We start from the raw sequence: 21,590 nt of genomic DNA, 5'->3' as shown, positions 1-21,590 counted from the left end.
GGTAACGCGGCGTCGTCTTCGTTTCGCCGCGCGATCGGATGCGGTACGGGCGACGCGCGAGGAGCGCTCATTCTCCCGAGCCTGAAGCGCGTTCGCCGACGTCGATTCTCGCGGATGCTTGGCTGCGCGGCCGCATGGATGGATTCGATGCTCGATGTGATGTCTAATTAATGCCTGCCCACGCCGTCATTCATGGACACGAAATGCTCGATCTCGACGACCTTCGACTCGTGCGCGCGATCGGCGCGTCGCGATCACTGGCATCCGCCGCGCGCCTGCTCGATCTCACGCCGCCCGCGGTCACGGTCCGCCTGCAGCGGATGGAGTCCCGGCTCGGCGTGAGGCTCGCCGTACGGCAGCCGAAAGGCATCGAATTGACCGACGAAGGGCAGCGGCTCCATCAGGAGGCCGTCGACATTCTCGAGCGCGTGGACGCACTGCCGGGCAATATCGCGGGCGATCACGGCGACGTGCAGGGCACGCTGCGCGTCGTCGCGCCGTTCGGCTTCGGACGCAAGTACGTCGCGCGGATCGTGCGCGACGTGCAGCGCGCGCATCGCAAGCTCGACATCTCGCTGCATCTATCCGAGAGCCCGCTGACCAGCGCGTCCGGTGCCGACGTCGTGATTCACGTCGGCAGCCTGAAATCGTCGTCGTGGATCGGCTATCCGCTTGCGCCGAACGAGCGCTTCCTGTGCGCGAGCCCCGGTTACGCGCGTCGCATCACTGCACTGAACCACCCTTCCGACCTCGCCCGCTACGACTGCCTGTGCCTGCGCGAGAACGACGAGGACATTCCGCGCTGGCGCTTCTCGCAAAGGGCCGATGGCAAAGGCGAATCCCGGCGCTCGGCGGTGATCCGCGTAACGGGCGCACTGTCGTCGAACGACGGCACCGTCATCACCGACTGGGCGCTGGCCGGGCTCGGCATCGTCGAACGGTCCGAATGGGACGTCGCGCCGCTGCTCGCGAGCGGCAAGCTGGTCAGGCTGCTACCCGACTGGCATCTGCCTCCCGCGCCGGTGACCGCGCTGCTGCCGTCGCGCACCGGCCGCTCCGCGCGGCAACGCATTTTCGTCGACGCCGCAAAGCAGTTTCTCGATCCGCCGCCGTGGCGCGGGAAGGCGTGACGCGCAGCCGGCCATTAACGCTTGCTTAATGGATCATTTGCTGCACGTTAAACCGGCGACGCATCAACCGTCCTACGATGCTTGCATCGGCCACTCTCGAGGCAACGCACCATGGGCGTCCCAACCGTCAATACCCCCGCCGCACTGATCGACATCGAACGCATGCGTGACAACATTGCGCGCATGCAGACGCGTCTGGACGCGCTCGGCGTCCGATTCCGGCCGCACGTGAAGACGACGAAGTGCCAGCACGTCGTCGACGCGCAGATCGCGGCCGGCGCGCGGGGCATCACGGTATCCACGCTGAAGGAAGCAGAGCAGTTCTTCGCGGGCGGCGTGCGCGACATTGTCTATGCGGTCGGGATGATTCCCGCGAAGCTCGGCCAGGCGCTCGCGCTGCGCCGGCAGGGCTGCGATCTGAAGATCGTCGCGGACAGCGTACCGGCCGCCCGAGCGATTGCCGAATTCGGGCGCGAGCACGGCGAACGTTTCGAGGTCTGGATCGAGGTCGACGTCGACGGGCACCGGTCGGGCATTCCGCCCGACGACGATCGGCTGATCGACGTCGGCCGCGCGCTGGTTGACGGCGGCATGACGCTCGGCGGCGTGTTGGCGCACGCCGGCTCCAGCTACGACTACGACACCCGCGACGCGCTCGTCGCGATCGCGGAACAGGAGCGCAGCCGGACCGTACGCGCCGCCGAGCGCCTCAGGGCCGCCGGCTTGCCGTGCCCGGTCGTGAGCATCGGGTCGACGCCGACCGCGCTGTCCGCCGAGCATCTGGCCGGCGCAACCGAAGTCCGCGCGGGCGTGTACGTGCTGTTCGACCTCGTGATGCACAACGTCGGCGTGTGCGCGCTGTCCGATATCGCGCTATCGGTGCTGACCACCGTCATCGGACATCAGGAAGAGAAAGGCTGGGCAATCGTCGATGCGGGCTGGATGGCGATGAGCCGCGATCGCGGCACGCAGCGGCAGGCGCGCGATTTCGGCTACGGGCAGGTGTGCACCGAGGACGGCGACGTGCTCGGCGACTACGTGATCAGCGCGGCCAATCAGGAACACGGAATCGTGTCGCGCGCCGGCACGATCGATGCGGATATCGCAAAGCGGTTTCCGATCGGCACCCGCCTGCGAATCCTGCCGAACCATGCATGCGCGACCGGCGCGCAGCATCCGGAATACCACGCGCTGAGCGGCGACGGCGCCATACAGACGTGGCCGCGCTTCTACGGCTGGTAATCGGAAGGCGTGCTGAAACGGTGGTGTGGCGTGATCGTCCGTTTCATCTGACGACATCGATCGCGCCATCGTCGTTCAACAATCGGTGACCGTTTGCCCATATCTGGACAAACCATAAAATCCGCACATCGTTCCACACTCGACAGGCTCCCGACCATGCCGACAGACGCCCAACTCCTCCTTCTCGATCGCGATGCGGTCGAACCGGCTCTGCAAGCCGAGCCGGTGATGGCGGCGGTCCGCGAAGCGTTCGTGCTGCACAGTCGGCGCGCCGGGCGCGTGTTTCCGGTCGTGCGCGAGAAGCTGCATACCGGCGGCGTATTCGGCATCAAAGCCGGTGACGTCGCGAGCCAGGATCTGCTCGGTTTCAAGGCCGCGGGGTTCTGGCCAGGCAATCGCCGCCGCGGCGGCGAGCCGCATCAGGCGACGATCGCGCTATTCGATCCGGCCAGCGGCCGCCCGCTCTGCATCATGGACGGCAATGCGATCACCACCGCGCGAACGGGTGCGGCGGGCGGCCTCGGGCTCCAGGCGCTCGCGCGGCGCGACAGTTCACGGATCTGCGTATTCGGCACCGGCGTGCAGGCGCACGTCCAGCTCGACTACGCGATACGGCTGCTGCCGCAACGGTGCACGGTGCAGTACGTGAACGTCGGCGGCGAGCCGGATCCGGTATTCGAAGCGGCATTCCGCGGACGCTGCGACATTCGCGTCGCGCGAAGCCGGAACGATGCTGTGGCCGACAGCGACGTCGTGATTACCGCGACGCCGGGCGGCGGCCCGTTGTTCGACGCCGATGCTGTCCGGCCGGGCACGCATCTGACCTGCGTGGGCGCGGACACCGCGGGCAAGCGCGAACTGCCCGAAGGTGTTTTGGCGCGCGCGCGGATTTTCGTCGACGATCACGAGCAGGCGCGCACCATCGGCGAGTGCCAGTGGGCGCCCGATCTGCCGCGCACCGAAATCGGCGACGTACTCGCCGGCACCGTGTCGATCGGTCGCTCCGCGAACGAGATCACCGTCTTCGACATGACGGGGCTTGCGCTGCAGGACCTGACCGTCGCGCGTCTCCTGTACCGGCAGGCTGTCGACAACGGCGCGGGCCGTTCGATCCCGTGGGCGTGGTGAACGGCAACTGCGTGATATCTTCCGTCACCATGCCGCTTGCCAAAGTTTCCGCCATCTCGTTCGACCTCGACGACACACTGTGGCCGTTCGGCGCGGCCGTCGTTCGTGCCGAGGCGTCGCTGCACGCGTGGCTGCTCGCGCGCGCGCCGAATATCGCGAATGTGCTGCCGACGCCGCACGCGTTAAGCCGATTGCGCGACGAATACGAACGTTCGCGGCCCGATCTCGTCGGCGACTATCGCGCGCTGCGCATCGGATCGATCCGGCTCGCGCTGGCGCGCGCAAACGAAGACGTCGAACTGACCGACCACGCATACGATGCGTTCTATGCGGCGCGGAATCAGGTCGAGTTCTTCGACGATGCACTGCCGGCGCTCGCGTGGTTGAGCGCACGGTTTCCGCTGATCGCGGTGACGAACGGCAATGCGGATCTTCGCTTGACCGGCGGCGCCGAGTTCTTCCGCGAAACGATCAGCGCGCGCGCGTTCGGATTTGCAAAACCCGAGCCGGAGATTTTTCATGCGGCTGCGACGACGCTCGGGGTGCGGGCGGCGGAACTGCTGCACGTCGGCGACGATTTTCATCTCGACGTCGTCGGCGCGTTGAAGGCGGGGCTTCAGGCCGCGTGGGTCGTACGCGACGAACACACGGAAACGGAGCGCGCTGCGCATCGCGCCCCATCCCCGCATCTGACCGTTCGCGACTTGTCGGTGCTGTGCCACGCGCTGGGCGGCCCGGCCGCCGTGCAGTAGCCCCGCACGGCGCGCCATCGCGACAGCGCGCCATCGCGCCCGCTCGCGGCCGTCGGCGCGCTCCACGGCCACTCACGCGGCCTTGCGCGCGTCCGCGATCCGTTGCGGCGCCTTCGGCCGCGCGTAAAGGCGCGCGAGGTACGCCCGCAACTGCGGGAACCCATCGAGCAGCTGACACTCGCTCGCCCAGTCGATCAGATACGCAGTCACGCAATCGGCGACCGTCAGCGTGTCGCCGACGATGAATTCACGCCCCTCGAGATGCCGGTCGAGAATTCCGGCCATTGCGTTGAAATCCTCGCGCGCGAGTTCGATATCGGCCGGCAGCCGCTTCTCCGGCGGGTAGAGGAACGTATGCCGCGTGATGCGCCACAGCGGCTGCTCGAGTTCCGTCACCGCGAACATCACCCAGCGGTAAGCGTGCGCACGCAGCGCCGGATCGGTCGGCAGCAGCGCCTTCTCCGGATACTTGTCCGCGAGGTACAGCACGATCGCGGCCGACTCCGGGATCACGAGATCGCCGTCCACCAGCACGGGCACCTTGCCGGCCGGATTGATTTGCAGGAATTCGGGCCGCTTGTGCTCGCCCGCCAGCAGATTGACGGACACGAATTCGAAATCCGCGTCCAGTTCCCTGAGCCCCCAGAGCGCGCGTTGCGAGCGCGTTCCGGCGAATCCGTATAGCTTCATCGCAATGTCTCCATCAAGATGTCGCGGAACACGCGGTGCGCAGGCGACTCCGGCCCGTTCGGCCGCTTCGGCCGCTTCGGCCGCTTCGGCCGCTTCGGCCACGTCGGCCGCACGCGCAGCGCGCCCGCTGCCGATCACATGCCGGGCACGGCGAGCACCGGCATCACGTCGATCGCGTCGCCCGGGAACAGCGTGAAATGCGGATGACCTTCGAACAGCGCGGCCGCCGCGTCGTGCGATGCGGCGCGCACGACGGTGAAGCCGCTCATCGCATTGGCGGTATCCGCGACACCGCCCTTGCCGATCGTCTTGGTCTTGCCGAGCGGACCGCCGAGTTCGACGATCGCATCGCGATGCCGGTCGACCCACGCATGCCACGCGGCGATTCCGTCCCGCTCGCGCGCGCGCCGTTCGTCCTCCGGCAGCGCCATCCACGCCTTCATGCCGGGACTTTCCTTGCTGCCGAGGAATACCGCGAGATACAACTGCTGTTGGGCACTCATGCTTCCTCCGTCCGGTGACGGGAGCGGCGGGCTGCCGCTCCTCGCCCTTGACACGATAGGTTGATATCAACACAATTGCAACATGGCACGCAAAGAAAAGCTTCCGTTCGAGACGACGCTGATGGTGCGCGATTGCTGCCTGTGCCTGCACATGCAGCGCGCGGCCCGCAATCTCGCGCGCATCTTCGACGATGTGCTGCGTCCGCTGGATCTCACCAACGGCCAGTTTTCGCTGTTGATGTCGCTGAACCGGCCGCAGCCGGCCGCGATGAAGTCGGTCGCGTCGCTGCTCGCGATGGACCGCACGACGCTCACCGCCGCGCTGAAACCGCTCGAGCGGCGCGGGCTCGTCACCATCACGCAGGATCCGGACGACAAGCGCAGCCGCCTGCTCGAACTCACGCCGGCCGGCCATCGGCTGCTCGCCGACGCGTTTCCGCTGTGGCAGCAGACGCACGCCGAGATCGAACGGCCGTTCGCCGACGGCGAGGTCGACGTGTTGCGCGACCAGTTGCGCGCGCTGTCGGAGGATCCGGCCACGCGCGGCTGACACCGCGCGGCCCCGCGCGCTACTTCCGGCCCTTCTTCGGCATCAGCAGTTGCGCGAATTCCTGCAGGAAGCGCACCGGCCCATGCGCATGCAGCGCCTGTCCGCTGCTCAGTGCGCCGTCGATGACGGTCGCGAGCCGCAGCGCGTAAGTTTCAGGTGCGTCGATCCGCATCGCGCTCGCCAGCTCGGTCAGCCTGCGCCGCAATTCCTGCTTGTGCGCGACGGCGACCTTGCGGGCCGGATGATTACTATCCGCGTATTCGGCGGCGATGTTGATCTGCGGGCAGCCGCGATAGCCGGGGCGCTCGATGCGCTCGCCGATCCACTGCAGTTGCGCATCGAGTTCGTCGCGCGGCGAGCGGCGGTGCTGCGCGGCCACCGCATCCCAGTGCGCCCAGAAATCGGCATCCTCGCGCAGCAGAAACGCTTCGATCAGGTCGTCCTTCGTTGCGAAGTAGCGGTACAGGCTCGTCTTCGCGACGCCCGCCTGCGCGACGATCAGATCGACGCCGACCGCCCGCGTGCCTTCCCGATAGAACAGCTCGCTCGCCGTCTGCAGAATGCGCTCGCGCGTATCGGACGCGCTCCCGTTCGTGTCGTTTCCCTGTTTCATCCCAGCCCGGCCGCGATGGCCGCCCGTGCCGCCAATTAGTGCGCCCGATGATAGCACCCGGCGATTGACGACGATACAGGTCTGTACTATAAAACAAACCGGTCTGTATCGGAGTGGATCATGAACGATCGAATGACGGTTGCCGTGTATGGCGCCAGCGGGCACACCGGGCGGTTTGTCGTCGCGGAGCTGGAGCGGCGCGGCGCGGCGTCGGCACGCTCCGCATCGGGCGCGACGCCGCACGGCTCGCGCAAAGCGGCAACCACGGGGCGCCGTGGCGCGTCGCTCCGATCGACGATGCGCATGCGCTCGCCGCCGCATTGCGCGGCGCGCACGCGGTGATCAACTGCGCGGGACCGTACCTCGACACCGCACTGCTGGTCGCGGATGCGGCGCTGCGGGCGGGCATTCCGTATTTCGACCTGACGGCCGAGCAACCGGCGGTCCAGGCGCTGACCGACAAGTGCGACAGCCGGGCGCGCGCCGCCGGCGTGACGCTCGTGCCGGCCGCCGCGTTCTACGGCGGGCTCGCCGATCTGCTCGTGACGGCGCTCGTGGATCCGGGCCGCCCGGTCGACCGCGTCGACGTCGCCACCGGCCTCGACAGCTGGCATCCGACGCGCGGCACGCGCGTGACCAGCGAACGCAATCACGCGATCCGGCTGATCCAGCGCAACGGCAAGCCGACCGCGGTGCCGTCGACCGCCCGCACACGCACGTGGCCGTTCCCGCCGCCGTTCGGCAACGCCGACGTGACGCTGCTGCCATTCACCGAAGTGATGACGCTCGCGCGGCATCTGCGCATCGATACCATCGAATCGTGGCTCGCGACGCTCGCGCTGCGCGACGTGCGCGATGCCGGCACGCCGCCGCCGCAACCGGTCGACGCACTCGGCCGTTCGGCGCAGCGCTTCGCGATGGACGCCATCGTCGTGCAGAACGGCGTCACGCATCGCGCGACCGCGTCGGGACGCGACATCTATGCGACCAGCGCGCCGATCATCGTCGAGGCGACGCTGCGCGTGCTGACCGGCAGGACGCTCGCGTCAGGCGGCGTGCGCAGCGTCGGCGAACTGTTCGACGCACGCGATTTTCTCGCGGCGCTCGACACGATCGATGTATCGTTCAGCAACACGAACAATCCGAATTTCCACTGGAGGGACGAGCATGAGCCGCAATAACACCGAAAAAGCCGCGTATTTCCGTTCGCTTCACCGGGCGGGCCAGCCGCTCGTGCTGTTCAACGTGTGGGACGCCGGCAGCGCGCGCACGGTGGCCGACGCAGGCGGTGTCGCGCTTGCGACCGGCAGCTGGTCGGTCGCGGCCGCGAACGGTTTCGTCGATGGGGAGCAGATGCCGAAAGCGCTCGTGATGGAAGTGCTCGCGAGGATCGCACAGGCGACGGACTTGCCCGTCACCGTCGATCTGGAAAGCGGGTACGGCGAGCGGCTGGAAGATGTCGCCGACACGATCGCGCGCAGCATCGACGCCGGCGCGATCGGCTGCAATCTCGAAGACAGCTTTCCCGCGACGGGCGAACTGCGCACCGTCGACGACGCGGCAGCGCGTCTCGCCGCGGCCCGGCAGGCGGCCGATCGCGCGGGAAGCGGCTACTTCATCAACGCGCGCACCGACGTGTTCTTCACGGTCGCGGCCGATGCGCACGACGAACGGCTGCTCGACGACGCGCTGACGCGCGCACGCGCTTATGCGGCGGCAGGCGCCGACGGCCTGTTCGTGCCGGGCCTTCGCTCGCCGGCGCTGATTCGCGCGCTCACCGCTGCGTCGCCGCTGCCGGTGAACATCATGCGCGTCGACGAAACGCCGACGCTCGCCGAACTCGCCGAATACGGCGTCGCCCGCATCAGCCACGGGCCATACCCGTACCTTCAGGCGATGAAGGCGCTTGCGGCGGTGGTGAAGCAACGCGGCTGATCGCCCCCGACCAAGCCGGATCAAGCATGCAAAACGCGGGCACGATGCGTGATGCAACGTGCCCGCGCGACAGGGAACCGCGGATTCACACCGCTGTTTGCCAGATCGCCCGGGGCAGCCGGTCGACGCCCATGCCGATCGGCTTTCCCCGCATCATTCGGCCAGCGCCGTCGCTCCGACCCGCTTCGGCACGCCGGTGACGATCGTCGCAACCGCGACGGCCAGCACCGCGGCCGCACCGAGGAACACGCCGCCCGCGCCGTTCGCGTCGAACACGACGCCGCCCGCCGCCGCACCCGTGGCAATCGCGAGCTGGATCGCCGCGACGATCAGCCCGCCCGCGCTCTCCGCCTCATCGGGCACGGTGCGCGTGACCCACGTCGACCACGCAACCGGCACGCCGCCGAACGCCATCCCCCACAACGCGACGAGCACCGCGTCGAACATCGGCGCGCGTCCAAGCGCGACGAGCGCGACGCCGAGCACGACCATCAACGCCGGCATCCCGATCAGCATCGGCCGCAGCCGGTGTTCGAGCACGCGGCCCGCGAGCGACGTGCCGACGAAGTTGGCGATTCCGTAGCCGAGCAGGATCGCCGACAACCCGTTCACGCCGACGCCCGCCACCTGTTCGAGGAACGGCCGCAGATACGTGAAGAATGCGAAATGTCCGGTGAACACGAGGATCGTCGCGAACATCCCGAGGCCGACGGTCGGCCGGCGCAGCACGTCGACGAGCGTACGCAGCCGCGTGGTGCCACTCGGCGGCATCGACGGCAGCGTGACAACCTGCGACAGGAATGCGACGCCGCCGAGTCCGGCGGCGATCAGGAACACGTTGCGCCAGCCGATCAGGTGACCGAAGTAGCTGCCCATCGGCGCGGATGCGATCGTCGCGACCGCGACGCCGCTGAAGATGATCGACAGCGCGCGCGGCACCAGCGCGGTCGGCACGAGCCGCATCGCGGTGGCGGTCGCCATCGTCCAGAAGCCGCCGAGCGCGATGCCGAGCACGACGCGGCCGATCAGCAGCATCGCCAGGTTCGGCGCGAACGCAACGGCGAGATTCGACGCGACGAGCAGCACCGAGAACGCGAGCAGCACGCGGCGGCGATCGATCGTGCGCGTCAGCGCGGAAATCAGCAGGCTCGTGACGAGCGCGACCGTCGCGGTGGCCGTGACGGCCTGGCCGGCAACGCCCTCGGTCACGCCGAGGCTGTCGGCCATCGGCGTGAGCAGGCTCGCAGGCAAGAATTCGGCGGTGACGAGACCGAACACGCCAAGCGTCATCGCGAAAACGGCGCCCCAGGCCGGCTCGCGGGGCGCCGCCGTGGTGGCGGCAGAAGAGATTCCGGGATTCATGCGTCGTTCCGTGTCGTATAGGGAAAGTACTGATGTCGACGTATCGTAAGGAGCGGCGTCAGGACGGTCTATGACATACAATCCGTTATTGTTGATCGATCGTCCGAATCTCATATGTCCGAACCGCTGCTTCCTCCCGCGCCCGACGTGCACGATCTCGTCAGCGAACTACTGCTGGGCATGCGCCTGAGCGGCGTCCAATACCGCCGGATCCACGTGCCGCGGCCGTTCGGGCTGAGCTTCGGTCATGCGCCGGGCCGTGCGCAGTTCCATTTCGTCGGGCGCGGCCCCGTGCTGCTGCGCGACTCGGACGGCACGACGGTGCGGCTCGAGGCCGGCGATGCGATCCTGCTGCCGCACGGCCGCAAGCATGCGCTGTTGTCCGATCCGGACGCCCCGTGCCGCGAGATCGGCGGGTTCGAGGCTGCGAAGATCTGCGATACGGTCGCGTCGGTCGGCGCCGCGTCGTGCGCGGCAGCGGAGCCCGCCGCCGGCGATGCGCTGATCTTCAGCGCGTGCATGGAGCTCGATCTCGGCGGCATGCAACCGCTCGTCGGCACAATGCCGGCGTTCATGCACGTCGGCACGCTGCTCGCGCGCTACCCGGAAATCCGGCCGATACTCGACGCGATGGAACGCGAATCGTGCTCGGAGCGCGCGGGTTTCGCAGGCATCCTCGCGCGGCTCGCGGACGTGGTCGCCGCGTTCATCGTGCGCGGCTGGGTCGAGTGCGGCTGCGGCGATGCGACCGGCTGGGTGCAGGCGCTGCGCGAACCGAAGCTCGGCCGCGCGATCGTCGCGCTGCATCGCGATCCGGGCCGCAACTGGAGTGTCGCCGAACTGGCCGCCGAAGCCGGCGTGTCGCGCTCGGTGTTCGCCGAGCGTTTTCTCGCGGCCACCGGGATGACGCCGGTGCGCTACCTGACCGAGCTGAGAATGCGCCTCGCCGCACAGTGGATCGCGCGCGACCGCGAGACGATCGAGGCGGTCGCGTACCGGCTCGGCTACGGGTCGCTCGCCGCGTTCAGCCGCGCGTTCAAGCGCGTGGTCGGACGGCCGCCGGGCGCGGTGCGTGCGGAAGGCGACGCGCACGCCGACGCCCCCGCCGACGCATAAAGTCCGGCGCTTCGCGCGCAACGCGCAGCAACGCGAATGCCCGTCGCGTCACGCAGGCTTCGCGCGATACTTCACCAAGCGCGCAACGATCGCACTCAGCCGCTGCGCGCGTCCAGCTGGTCGATCAGCGCCGTCGCGCACTGCACGGCCAGCGCCGCGCACTGTTGCGCATCCACCGGCGCGCCGCTCGTTTCCGTGCCCTGTACGATCGCGCCCAGCAGTTCTTTCGACAGCGCTGCGGTCTCGTGTTCCCGTTCCGTCATGTTCGTCTCCTGAGCGTCGGCCGGCTTCGGCCGGGCGCGTCTGCCCGTGCACGGCGCCCGCTCGCCGCGCCCGCCTTCAACGTTGCTTCGCCCTCACGACGATCTGCGCCTGCGCGTCGCGCTCGATGCGCTCGAGCGACGCACGCAGCGCGGTGAACTCGTCGGCCGTGCAGACCTGCCGGCCGAATTCGGCCGTCATCCGCCGCGTGACCTGCACGACGTGCGCGGCCGGATCGAACACGTAATGCGACGTGAAATCGATGAAGCGGTCGCGCACGGCGGTGTCGGCCGGCAGGTCAGTCACCGCGACGTCGGCCGGCAGCGCGATCTGCCCGGTCTCGTCGAACGTGCCGCCGACACACGTCCAGGGCTGCGTGCGCACCGGTTCGGCAAGCCAGCTTTCGACCTGCGTCGCGATCCCGCCGGTCACGCTCGACAGCGCGGGCACCGCGGTCGTGCCGTCCGGCCAGACGAAGTGATCGAGCGTGCCGGTGAACGTCACGTCGAACGGGCCGCCGGTCGCGCGGCGGTCGCTCGTCGCGATCTGCGTGCGGCCGCGCAACCCGCTTTGTCGCAGCCGTTCGTTCGCGAGCTGCCGCAGGCGCTCGGGCGGCGCCCGGCGAAACACGTTGCGCTCGAGCTCGGCCGTCCAGCCTTCGTCGTTGACGAGCGCGTGAAATCGCGCCGCGCCCGGTTGCGACGCATCGATGTCCACGCGGGCGGTGCGGCGCTTCGTCTGCGTGGCCGGAGTACGCGACAGCACGCCGCTATCGACCAGCAGCGCCGGCCGGTCCATCACGATCGGCGGCAGGTAGCCGAATGCGATGCCGGCTGTCGTGGTGTCCGCGTAGAGGCCGAGATCCGGCAGCCACGTGATCGCATGATTGATCGCGCCGCCGCCGTAACCGGGCACCGACGGCAGCGTGTACACCGCGCCGAGATTGATCAGCACCGGTTCGCTCCGGATGCCGACCGCCGCGAGCAGCGCGCCGAACAGCGCGACGTGGTCCTTGCAGTCGCCGTAGCGATTGCGCAGGATGTCCGTCACGCGATGCGGCGCGGCGGCCGTCTCGCCGAGGAAGATCGCGACGTACCGCACGTTCGCCTGCACCCAGTCGTACAGGATGCGCGCCTTGTCGTGCGGATCGTCGGCGCCGGCGGTGAGCGCGCGCGCCAGCTGCACCACGGCCGGATCGTTCGCACCCGGATCCACGGCCGCGTCGCGGTAGCGCGCGGCGAACGCTGCATAGTCGGGCAGCGTGGACACGACGAGCCGGTCGCCGTAGGTCGGATAGCCGACCGAGCCGCTCTCGATCCGGTCGTACGGGCCATGCCGGTAGTCAAATTCGTAGCGCGTGCGGCCGTTCGCGGTGACGGGCGGCAGCGCGACGTAGCCGCGCGCATCCGCATGCAGCGGCAGGTCGGCCGGCACGTCGAAGATCAGCCTCTGGCTCTCCACCGGCTCGCGCGACGGTTCGACCGTATAGCCGAAATAACCGGCGTTGACGGGCTTCGTGCGCGACTTGCGGAACGCGATGCGCGTGCTCGACCCGGCTTCGACGCCGGGAAATACGACGGTGCGCAACAGCCCGTCCTGAAACGTCGGCGCGCCGGCCGAACGCGGCTCTTGGACGTCGCGGATGCCGTCCGGGCCGACCGGATGCGCGACGCCGTCGCGATCGATCGTCTCGGCCGCGATCAGCTCGACCTTTTCGAGGTTCTTGTCGAACCACACGTAGCGTTGCGCGATTGCGTCGATCCCGTTCGCATCGTTCGCACGCAGCGTCGAATCGTCTTGCTCGTCGAGCGAGCCGTCGTGCTGCAGCACGAACACATGCACATCGCTGACGATCGTGACCGGCGGCACGTCGTCGGCGGCGGCACCAGCAAACGCCGGGCACGCGAGCGCGGCACAGGCGGCGGCGAGCGCGAGCGCAAAGGCGCTGCGCGGCCGGATGCCGTTCGATGGAAATGGAAAGCGCACCACGTCGAAATTCTCCGCGCGGTCGGGTTCATGTCGGCACGCGACGGCGCGCGTTTACGGACGCCGCGCGCCGTCGTTCAGTCGAGTGTGGGCGACGCGCCCGCGACCGTCAAGGCGTCGCGCGCGGGCTTCTGCCTCCACGCTCGCAGGCAGACCGGAATGCGTCGCGCACCGTACACCCGGATTGCCGCACATTCACGATCTGTCGGCTGAACGACCGATTTTTATGTCACGTCGCGATACAAAATCCCTGGCAGGCGGGCAACGTAGTCCGGCCCCGGAATGGCGATGGCCGGGTTGCTGGAATGCGGGGCGCGCCGCGGACGTCGTCTATCGTTGGCCGGCTCGTGCGTCGTTGCGTGAGCGGCAATCGACTCGCCTGCCGCGCCGCATCCGCGCCAGCATGTATTCACCTGCTTGAACCGGCACCGTGCAGTCGCAATTCCCGTGGCAATGAGGATGGTCACGATTCGATGATCGCGTGAAAAACGCATGCGCCAGGCCAGGTCCGCGCGCTTGCCGCACGAGGTCCAGGCGACGGTTCCGCGCATGGCCCGCGTGCCGACGTCGTCGATGCAACGGGCGACGGCCACACGACGCCGTTCGCCGCCAACCGCGCCGGCGTGATCTTGTCGAGCGTCGCTGACGCCTCGCCAACGTTTGCGCGCACAGGAATCGCATCGAAACACCGAACTGCAAGCGCGCGCATCGTCATCGCGCCGCATCGATCCACGCCGCGCAGCGCCGCTACCGTCATTTCACTCGCGCTTCTTCCGTCGAGCGTTCACCCCGATCGCGTCATTCGCATCGATCTCGCAGCGCACGTCGCCCGCGATGTGCGCGATGTCCGCGACATGCGTTTTTCCCCGCAATTCGACCTTTGTGTGCGCGCAACAATGGCGATGCCTCGCGGCCGGCGCCGTGCGGGGGCTGGTTTTCCACGACGCCGGCCGCGGTGCTTCTGGAAAACCACATCTCACGAGGACATACCATGCAACTCCAATCCCATCCGGCGTGCCGTCCGTTTTATGAAGCAGGAGAACTCTCACAACTGACCGCGTTCTATGAGGAAGGGCGCAATGTCATGTGGATGATGCTGAGATCCGAGCCGCGGCCGTGCTTCAACCAGCAGCTCGTCACGGACATCATCCATCTCGCGCGCGTCGCACGCGAGTCGGGTCTACGCTTCGACTTCTGGGTGACGGGCTCGCTCGTGCCCGAGCTGTTCAACGTCGGCGGCGACCTGAGCTTCTTCGTCGACGCGATCCGCAGCGGCCGGCGCGATCAGCTGATGGCCTACGCGCGCTCGTGCATCGACGGCGTGTACGAGATCTACACGGGCTTCGGCACCGGTGCGATCTCGATCGCAATGGTCGAGGGCAGCGCGCTGGGCGGCGGCTTCGAGGCCGCGCTCGCCCACCACTACGTACTCGCGCAGAAAGGCGTGAAGCTCGGCTTTCCCGAGATCGCGTTCAACCTGTTTCCGGGGATGGGCGGGTATTCGCTGGTCGCCCGCAAGGCGGACCGCGGGCTCGCGGAATCGCTGATCTCGAGCGGCGAAGCTCATGCGGCCGAGTGGTACGAGGATCGCGGGCTGATCGACCAGACCTTCGACGCGGGCGATGCTTACCTCGCCACACGCACCTTCATCGACGTGATGACCCCGAAGCTGAACGGCATCCGCGCGATGCTGCGCGCGCGCGAGCGCGTGTTCCAGCTCACGCGTTCGGAGCTGATGGACATCACCGAGGAATGGGTGCGCGCGGCGTTCACGATCGAGCCGAAGGACCTCGCGTACATGGAACGTCTGGTGATGCTGCAGAACCGGCGCGTGTCGAAGCTGCGCACGGTGTGACGTGATGACGGCGCCGCCGTCCAGCCGGCGGCGCACTCGGTCATCTGAGGACGCTCAGGCGATCAGCCTGAGCTTTCTCGTTTCCGCGAGCCACGCTTCGAACGCCTGGGCCGGCATCGGCCGCGCGAAGTAGAAGCCCTGTGCGTGGTCGACGTCGATCTGCTTCAGGAAGTCGGCTTCGGCGCGCGTTTCGACGCCTTCGGCGACCACCGAAAAACTCAGCGCCTTCGCGAGCGACACGACCGAGCGTACCAGCGCCTGCGAGCGCGGGTTGCGGTCGATGCCGGTGATGAAGCTGCGATCGAGCTTGATCGAATCGAGCGGCAACCGCGACAGTTGCGACAGCGACGAATAGCCGGTGCCGAAATCGTCGAGATGGATCTCTGCGCCGAGTTGGCGGAACTGCTTCATCAGCTCGTGCGCCGCTTCTTCGTCTTCGATGAAGCTGCTTTCGGTAAGCTCGATATCGACGAGGCTGGGCTTGAGCGCCGCGCCGTCGAGAATCGATGCGAACTGCAGCACGATGTTCGTGTCCTGCAACTGCCGTGCGGACACGTTCACGGCAATCCGTACGCCGAGCCCCTTCGCCTTCCACGCGGCGGCCTGCGCGGCCGCGGTGCGCATCACCCAGCGGCCGAGCGGCGCGATCAGCCCCGACTCCTCGGCGAAACGGATGAACTCGATCGGCGCGACCAGCCCGCGATCGGGCGACTGCCAGCGGATCAGCGCCTCGACGCTGTGCACGTCGCCGGTCGCAATGTCGATGACCGGCTGGTAGTGCAGCACGAACTGCTCTTCCTCGAGCGCCTTGCGCAGGTTCGTGTCGAGCCACATGTACTTCGCGACCTTCTGGTTCATCTCCATCGAGAACACGCGGTACGTATGCTTGCCTTCTTCCTTCGCGACGTACATCGCGGTATCGGCGCTGCGGATCAGCGTTTCGAGCGAATCGCCGTGGTGCGGATACATCGCGATGCCGATCGAGCAGCTCGTGTAGACCTCGACCAGCCCGAGATGAATCGGCGTGCGCATCCGCTCGAGGATGATCTGCGCGGTCGCCTCGAGCAGCGCGCGCGTGCCGTTCTCGAACAACACCAGGAACTCGTCGCCGCCGAGCCGCGCAAGCGTCGCACCGGACGGCAGGCAGCCGCCGATGACCGCGGACACGTCCTGCAGCAGCCGGTCGCCGGTGATGTGGCCGTAGTGATCGTTGACGCGCTTGAAGTTGTCGAGATCGAGGAACAGGATCCCCACCTGGCCGCGCATGTCGGCGCGCTCCGCGCCCAGCGCGATGCGGATGCGCTCGCTGATCGCGTGACGGTTCGGCAAGCCGGTCAGCCCGTCGGTGTTCGCGAGCTCGGTGAGCCGCTGCTGCGCGTTGCGCTCCTCCGTGATGTCGATGCCCGAGCAGATCAGGAACTGCTCGTCGGCGCCGCTGCCGCTCTGCACGAACTTGTTGCGGAACTGAAACAGGCGCGGCCCGTTGACCGTGTTGATGTAGCGCTCGACCGCGAACGACTTGTTGCTCGCGAAAAAGCCGGTGATGTTGCTGCGCGACTGTGCGCCCTGCTCGGGGCTCATGAACAGCTCGAACGCGCTGCGGCCGATCACGTCGACCTCGCGCTTGCCGGTCACTTCCTCGCACAGCCGGTTGAAGCGCTGCACCATCCCGTTGCGGTCCAGGATCACGACCAGCGAGTTCACCTCGGACACGACCTGCTCGGCGAACGCGAGCCCGTGCGCGAGGTCGCTCGCAACGGACGCCGTATCGGAATAAGCGGACGCCGTGCCGGCCCAGTTCGCGGTATCGACCTTCTTGCCGACCAGATGGAGGCTGACCGCATCGCCGAACAGCGCGAGCTCGAGCACCAGGTGGGACGTGACGCCGGTGAGCGCGCGAATCCGCGCGGCCTGCTCGCCGGTCAGCGCCACCGCGATATTGGTGAGGCCTCGAACGGCGGCCAGCTCGAGTGCATTGCTGTCGCTGCCGAGGCGCCAGCATGGGCTGCGCGTACCGAGATGCGCCTCCAGCACCGCGCTATCGTTTTCGTCGTCCATGGATTCGCCCCGATCCAGAAAAAACGCACAGTGTAGACGGAGGCGAGCTGGCCGCCGCCCTCCGGGGGTGCGACGCGCGCACCCGGAACGGCAACCGCGATGGCGTTGACAGCTGCCCTCGTTCCGTCCTTGTTCCCAGCCAATGCGACCCGGCGTATGCGCGCGACGCGCGCTGATTTCCAAACGAATGATGGATCCCATCTTATCAAATGACGATGGAGATTGGCACTCACATTTAGAACGGGGTGTCAAGGAATCGCCGCTCAATTGGCACAGCGATCTGTTCGTGACCGGCGCCGCTTGCGCAGCGGGCGCCGGCGCGCCGCACCGCACCCCAAAACGCCGGAAACGCTTGTCCGACGGGCGTTTGCCGACTTTCCCGCGGGGGGGCTTCATCGCGCCGCGGCGCGTGCTCCCATGTGGGGTCAAAGCGTGTCGCAGCACGCTGCGACATCGTGAACATTCGTTTCCGTTCAGGTCGGAATATGCTTTTTTATTCTCTCCGCCGGCGCAATATCGGCGCGAACGACGCTGGCCGGGCGGTCTCGCCCAGCCGCCCGACCGTCGCGCCAACGCGCATGGAACCGGTGCGATCCGCGCGGCCGGCGCGCGCGCCGGCATTCCGGGGCGAGCCCCGGCGCCGCTGCGCTTGCGCGCGCATCACGTGCCGAAGGCGGGTCAGCCCGCCGCGCCGTAACCGCCGCCGCCCGGGGTCTCGACGACGAATACGTCGCCCGGCGCCATCTGCGCGCGGCCGATATGCCGCAGGGTTTCGACCGTGCCGTCCGCCCGCTCGATCGTGTTGCGGCCAAGCGCGCCGGCCTCGCCGCCCGCCGCGCCGAACGGCGCGTGGATCCGGTTGTTCGACAGGATCGACGCGGTCATCGCCTCGAGGAACCGAATCCGCCGCACGGCGCCGTCGCCGCCGCGCCAGCGGCCGGCGCCACCCGACCCGTCGCGCAGCCGGTGCGACTCGAGCCGCACCGGGTAACGCCATTCGAGCACCTCCGGATCGGTCAGCCGCGAGTTGGTCATGTGCGTCTGCACCGCGGCCACGCCCGCGAAGCCGTTGCCCGCGCCGCTGCCGCCGGCGATCGTCTCGTAGTACTGGTATTGATCGTTACCGAATGTGAAGTTATTCATCGTTCCCTGGCTCGATGCGACGCAGCCGAGTGCGCCATACAGCGCGTTGGTGATCGCCGACGACGTTTCGACGTTGCCCGACACGACCGCCGCCGGATACTCGGGATTCAGCATCGAGCGCGCGGGCACGATCACGTCGAGCGGCTTCAGACAGCCGGCGTTGAGCGGAATGTCGTCGCCGACGAGCGTGCGGAACACATACAGCACCGCGGCCATGCAAACGGCCTTCGGCGCGTTGAAGTTGTTGTCGAGCTGCGCGGACGTGCCGGTGAAGTCGATCTGCGCGCGCCGTGCCGCACGGTCGACGCGGATCGCGACGCGAATCTCGGCGCCGTTGTCGAGCGCATAGCGATACGCGCCGTCCTGCAGCGCGCCGATCACCCGCCGCACTGCTTCTTCGGCGTTGTCCTGCACGTGCCCCATGAATGCGAGCACGACGTCGCGGCCGAACTGTGCAACCATCCGCCGCAACTCGTCGACGCCCTTCTGGTTCGCGGCGATCTGCGCGCGCAAGTCGGCCATGTTCTGCTCGACGTTGCGCGCCGGGTAGCGGCCCGACGCGAGCAGCGCGCGCGTGTCCGCATCGCGCAGCACGCCCGCCGACACGAGCTGCCAGTTGTCGATCAGCACGCCCTCTTCGTCGATGTGCGTCGAATCGGGCGGCATCGAGCCCGGCGTCGTGCCGCCAATGTCCGCATGGTGGCCGCGCGAGCCGACGTAGAACAGCGGCGCGTCCGAGCCGTCCGCGAACACCGGCGTGATCACCGTGACGTCGGGCAGATGCGTGCCGCCGTGATACGGATCGTTCAGCATGAACACGTCGCCGTCGCGCATCCGGCCGCGGTTGCGCTCGATCACCGTCCGGATGCTCTCGCCCATCGAGCCGAGATGCACGGGCATGTGCGGCGCGTTCGCGATCAGGTTGCCGTCGCCGTCGAAGATCGCGCACGAGAAGTCGAGCCGTTCCTTGATGTTCACCGAGTACGCGGTGTTCTGCAGCCGCAGTCCCATTTGCTCGGCGATCGACATGAACAGGTTGTTGAAGATCTCGAGCCGCACCGGATCGGCGTCGGTGCCGAGCGAGCGGCGCGTCGGCAACGGCGTCGTGCGCGTCAGGACCAGGTTGCCCTGCGCGGTCATGTCGGCGCGCCAGCCGGGTTCGACGACGGTCGTGCCGTTCCGCTCCGCGACGATCGCCGGGCCGTCGATCGTATCGCCGGCGAGCAGCGTATCGCGCACGTACAACGCCGCGTCGTGCCACTGGCCGCCCGAGTAGAACCGCACCGCACTGTGTGCGTGCGGCGCCGCGTCCGCGTCGCGCGGCGCGAGCGGCGCGACCTCGACCGGCGCGTCGGAGCAGCCGATCGCCTCGACCGACGCGAGTTCGGCGACCAGCGGCGTGCCGGGCATCAGGAACGCATAGCGCTGCCGGTACGCGGCCTCGAACGCCTGCTGCATCGCGGCGACGCTTCCGGCCGGCACGTCGAGCGCGGAATCGGTGCCCTGGTAGCGCAGGTGCACGCGCCGCTCGGTCGCGATGCGCTCCGCCGGCACGCCCTGTTCGAGCAGCGCGCCGATCGCGTCGTCGGCGAGCCGGTCGAGCGTCGCATTCAGCGCGGGCAGCGACGCGTCGGACAACACCGCTTCCACAGCGCGTTCGCGCATCGCGGTCTGGTCGGCCAGACCCATCCCGTATGCGGACAGCACGCCCGCGAGCGGATGCGCGAACACCTGCGTCATCCCCAGCGCATCTGCGACGCCGCACGCGTGCTGGCCGCCCGCGCCGCCGAACGTCGTCAGCACGTAGCGCGACACGTCGTGGCCGCGCTGCACGGAGATCTTCTTGATCGCGTTCGCCATGCTGCCGATCGCGATTTCAAGGAACCCTTCCGCGAGCGCCTCGGGCGTGTCGCGCCGGCCGGTCGCCGCGTGGATCTGGTCCGCGAGCGCTTCGAACTTCGCGACCACGCCGGCACGATCGAGCGGCTCGTCCGCGTGCGGGCCGAACACGCGCGGAAAATGGTCGGGCTGGATCTTGCCGAGCATCACGTTGCAGTCGGTCACCGTCAGCGGGCCGCCGCGACGATACGCGGCCGGGCCCGGATTCGCGCCGGCCGATTCGGGGCCGACGCGCAGCCGCGCACCGTCGAAGCCGAGCACCGAGCCGCCGCCCGCGGCGACCGTATGGATGCTCATCATCGGCGCACGCATCCGTACGCCGGCCACCTGCGTCTCGAACACGCGCTCGAATTCGCCGTTGTAGTGCGACACGTCGGTCGACGTGCCGCCCATGTCGAAGCCGATCACGCGCCCGAAGCCGGCCGCGCGCGCGGCGCGCACCATCCCGACGATTCCGCCGGCCGGCCCGGACAGGATCGCGTCCTTGCCCTGGAATGCGTCCGCGCGGGTGAGACCGCCGCTGCTTTGCATGAACTGCAGGTTCACGCCGGGCATCTCGTGCGCGACCTGCTCGACGTAGCGGCGCAGGATCGGCGACAGATACGCGTCGACGACGGTCGTGTCGCCGCGCGACACCATCTTCATCAGCGGCGACACCTCGTGCGACACCGACACCTGCGTGAAGCCGATCCGGCGGGCCAGCCCGGCCAGCGCGCGTTCGTGCGCGGTGTAGCGATAGCCGTGGATCAGCACGATCGCGAGTGCCTGCACGCCCGAGTCGAACACGCTGCGCAGCGCCGCTTCGGCGCTCTGCAGATCGAGCGGCACAACGACGTCGCCGTGCGCGCCGATCCGCTCGTCGATTTCGACGACGGTCTCGTACAGCGCATCGGGCAGCACGATGTCGAGATCGAACAGGCGCGGCCGGTTCTGGTACGCGATGCGCAGCACGTCGCGAAAGCCGCGGGTCGTCGCAAGCGCGGTGCGCTCGCCCTTGCGTTCGAGCAGCGCGTTGGTCGCGACCGTCGTGCCCATCTTCACCATGTCGACGCGCTCCGGCGTGATCGGCTCGCCGTCGGCGAGGCCGAGCAGATGGCGAATGCCGGCGACTGCGGCGTCGCGATATTGCTCGGGATTCTCGGACAGCAGCTTGTGCGTGACGAGCGTGCCGTCGGGCCGGCGCGCGACGATGTCGGTGAACGTGCCGCCGCGGTCGATCCAGAATTGCCAGCGTGCGGCGTCGGAGGAAACGGGGAAACTGTGTCGGTCAGTCATGGCGATGAACTCGATGCGTCGTTGATTCGAAGGACGAGCGCCGTCGCACGGCGCGCGTCGCGCGCCGCGTGAGGGCTTCGATGAACAGGGGT

General features: G+C 68.2%; 18 protein-coding genes. 9 read left to right on the top strand and 9 right to left on the bottom strand.

What is annotated here, in order from left to right:
- The first annotated feature begins 203 nt into the window (after positions 1–203).
- From WK25_RS20880 to WK25_RS20865, 4 genes are all read left to right on the top strand, one after another.
- Complete coding sequence (locus tag WK25_RS20880) at positions 204–1,130, top strand: LysR family transcriptional regulator (RefSeq protein WP_144245349.1); 927 nt, start codon at positions 204–206, stop codon at positions 1,128–1,130.
- Positions 1,131–1,241: 111 nt separating this feature from the next.
- Positions 1,242–2,372, top strand: coding sequence for a DSD1 family PLP-dependent enzyme (locus WK25_RS20875; RefSeq protein ID WP_040139168.1), 1,131 nt, complete (start codon positions 1,242–1,244; stop codon positions 2,370–2,372).
- A 156-nt stretch (positions 2,373–2,528) separates the two neighbouring features.
- Positions 2,529–3,500 (top strand): ornithine cyclodeaminase family protein, encoded by a 972-nt coding sequence (locus tag WK25_RS20870; protein ID WP_040139167.1) that lies wholly within the window; start codon positions 2,529–2,531, stop codon positions 3,498–3,500.
- Between the two features lie 29 nt (positions 3,501–3,529).
- Positions 3,530–4,252, top strand: a complete 723-nt coding sequence (locus tag WK25_RS20865) for an HAD family hydrolase (protein ID WP_069243485.1) — start codon at positions 3,530–3,532, stop codon at positions 4,250–4,252.
- A 72-nt stretch (positions 4,253–4,324) separates the two neighbouring features.
- Here WK25_RS20865 and WK25_RS20860 read toward each other — a convergent pair whose 3' ends face one another.
- Both WK25_RS20860 and WK25_RS20855 read right to left on the bottom strand, forming a co-directional pair.
- Positions 4,325–4,942: a glutathione S-transferase family protein gene (locus WK25_RS20860; protein WP_059546242.1), complete on the bottom strand. Its 618-nt coding sequence runs from the start codon at positions 4,940–4,942 to the stop codon at positions 4,325–4,327.
- 134 nt (positions 4,943–5,076) lie between these two features.
- Complete coding sequence (locus tag WK25_RS20855; RefSeq protein WP_040139166.1) at positions 5,077–5,445, bottom strand: YciI family protein; 369 nt, start codon at positions 5,443–5,445, stop codon at positions 5,077–5,079.
- Positions 5,446–5,527: 82 nt separating this feature from the next.
- Here WK25_RS20855 and WK25_RS20850 point away from each other — a divergent pair, with 82 nt between their 5' ends.
- Positions 5,528–5,995 (top strand): MarR family winged helix-turn-helix transcriptional regulator, encoded by a 468-nt coding sequence (locus WK25_RS20850; RefSeq protein ID WP_040139165.1) that lies wholly within the window; start codon positions 5,528–5,530, stop codon positions 5,993–5,995.
- A gap of 19 nt (positions 5,996–6,014) precedes the next feature.
- Here the strand turns inward: WK25_RS20850 and WK25_RS20845 are convergent, their stop codons facing one another.
- Entirely contained in the window at positions 6,015–6,608 is a 594-nt protein-coding gene (locus WK25_RS20845) for a TetR/AcrR family transcriptional regulator (protein WP_040139164.1), read from the bottom strand.
- Between the two features lie 113 nt (positions 6,609–6,721).
- Here WK25_RS20845 and WK25_RS20840 point away from each other — a divergent pair, with 113 nt between their 5' ends.
- Positions 6,722–7,789 (top strand): saccharopine dehydrogenase NADP-binding domain-containing protein, encoded by a 1,068-nt coding sequence (locus WK25_RS20840; RefSeq protein ID WP_226209267.1) that lies wholly within the window; start codon positions 6,722–6,724, stop codon positions 7,787–7,789.
- Positions 7,776–8,543 (top strand): isocitrate lyase/PEP mutase family protein, encoded by a 768-nt coding sequence (locus WK25_RS20835; protein ID WP_069242623.1) that lies wholly within the window; start codon positions 7,776–7,778, stop codon positions 8,541–8,543. Before WK25_RS20840 ends, WK25_RS20835 begins: the two co-directional genes overlap by 14 nt.
- Before the next feature lie 153 nt (positions 8,544–8,696).
- Here the strand turns inward: WK25_RS20835 and WK25_RS20830 are convergent, their stop codons facing one another.
- Positions 8,697–9,905: an MFS transporter gene (locus WK25_RS20830; protein ID WP_059546236.1), complete on the bottom strand. Its 1,209-nt coding sequence runs from the start codon at positions 9,903–9,905 to the stop codon at positions 8,697–8,699.
- Between the two features lie 114 nt (positions 9,906–10,019).
- Here WK25_RS20830 and WK25_RS20825 point away from each other — a divergent pair, with 114 nt between their 5' ends.
- Positions 10,020–11,021 carry an AraC family transcriptional regulator gene (locus tag WK25_RS20825; protein WP_059546235.1) on the top strand — a complete coding sequence of 334 codons (1,002 nt, stop codon included), beginning with the start codon at positions 10,020–10,022 and terminating at the stop codon, positions 11,019–11,021.
- 95 nt (positions 11,022–11,116) lie between these two features.
- On the opposite strand, the gene WK25_RS31800 is transcribed toward WK25_RS20825, so the two are convergent.
- From WK25_RS31800 to WK25_RS31395, 3 genes are all read right to left on the bottom strand, one after another.
- Complete coding sequence (locus WK25_RS31800; protein ID WP_167432663.1) at positions 11,117–11,284, bottom strand: hypothetical protein; 168 nt, start codon at positions 11,282–11,284, stop codon at positions 11,117–11,119.
- Between the two features lie 76 nt (positions 11,285–11,360).
- On the bottom strand, positions 11,361–13,271 hold the full coding sequence (locus tag WK25_RS20820) for a DUF3857 domain-containing transglutaminase family protein (RefSeq protein ID WP_069242622.1): 1,911 nt from the start codon (positions 13,269–13,271) through the stop codon (positions 11,361–11,363).
- Positions 13,272–13,492: 221 nt separating this feature from the next.
- Complete coding sequence (locus tag WK25_RS31395) at positions 13,493–13,993, bottom strand: hypothetical protein (protein ID WP_156789080.1); 501 nt, start codon at positions 13,991–13,993, stop codon at positions 13,493–13,495.
- A gap of 266 nt (positions 13,994–14,259) precedes the next feature.
- Between WK25_RS31395 and WK25_RS20810 the strand changes: the two genes are divergently transcribed.
- Complete coding sequence (locus tag WK25_RS20810; protein WP_069242620.1) at positions 14,260–15,123, top strand: crotonase/enoyl-CoA hydratase family protein; 864 nt, start codon at positions 14,260–14,262, stop codon at positions 15,121–15,123.
- A gap of 54 nt (positions 15,124–15,177) precedes the next feature.
- On the opposite strand, the gene pdeR is transcribed toward WK25_RS20810, so the two are convergent.
- Both pdeR and WK25_RS20800 read right to left on the bottom strand, forming a co-directional pair.
- On the bottom strand, positions 15,178–17,181 hold the full coding sequence (gene pdeR / locus WK25_RS20805; RefSeq protein ID WP_069242619.1) for a cyclic di-GMP phosphodiesterase: 2,004 nt from the start codon (positions 17,179–17,181) through the stop codon (positions 15,178–15,180).
- Between the two features lie 678 nt (positions 17,182–17,859).
- On the bottom strand, positions 17,860–21,498 hold the full coding sequence (locus WK25_RS20800; RefSeq protein ID WP_069242618.1) for a hydantoinase B/oxoprolinase family protein: 3,639 nt from the start codon (positions 21,496–21,498) through the stop codon (positions 17,860–17,862).
- Positions 21,499–21,590: the final 92 nt, after the last annotated feature.

This window comes from Burkholderia latens (genome assembly GCF_001718795.1).
GTDB classification, from domain to species: Bacteria; Pseudomonadota; Gammaproteobacteria; order Burkholderiales; family Burkholderiaceae; genus Burkholderia; species Burkholderia latens_A.
This window is presented reverse-complemented; position numbering and strand designations above follow the sequence as displayed.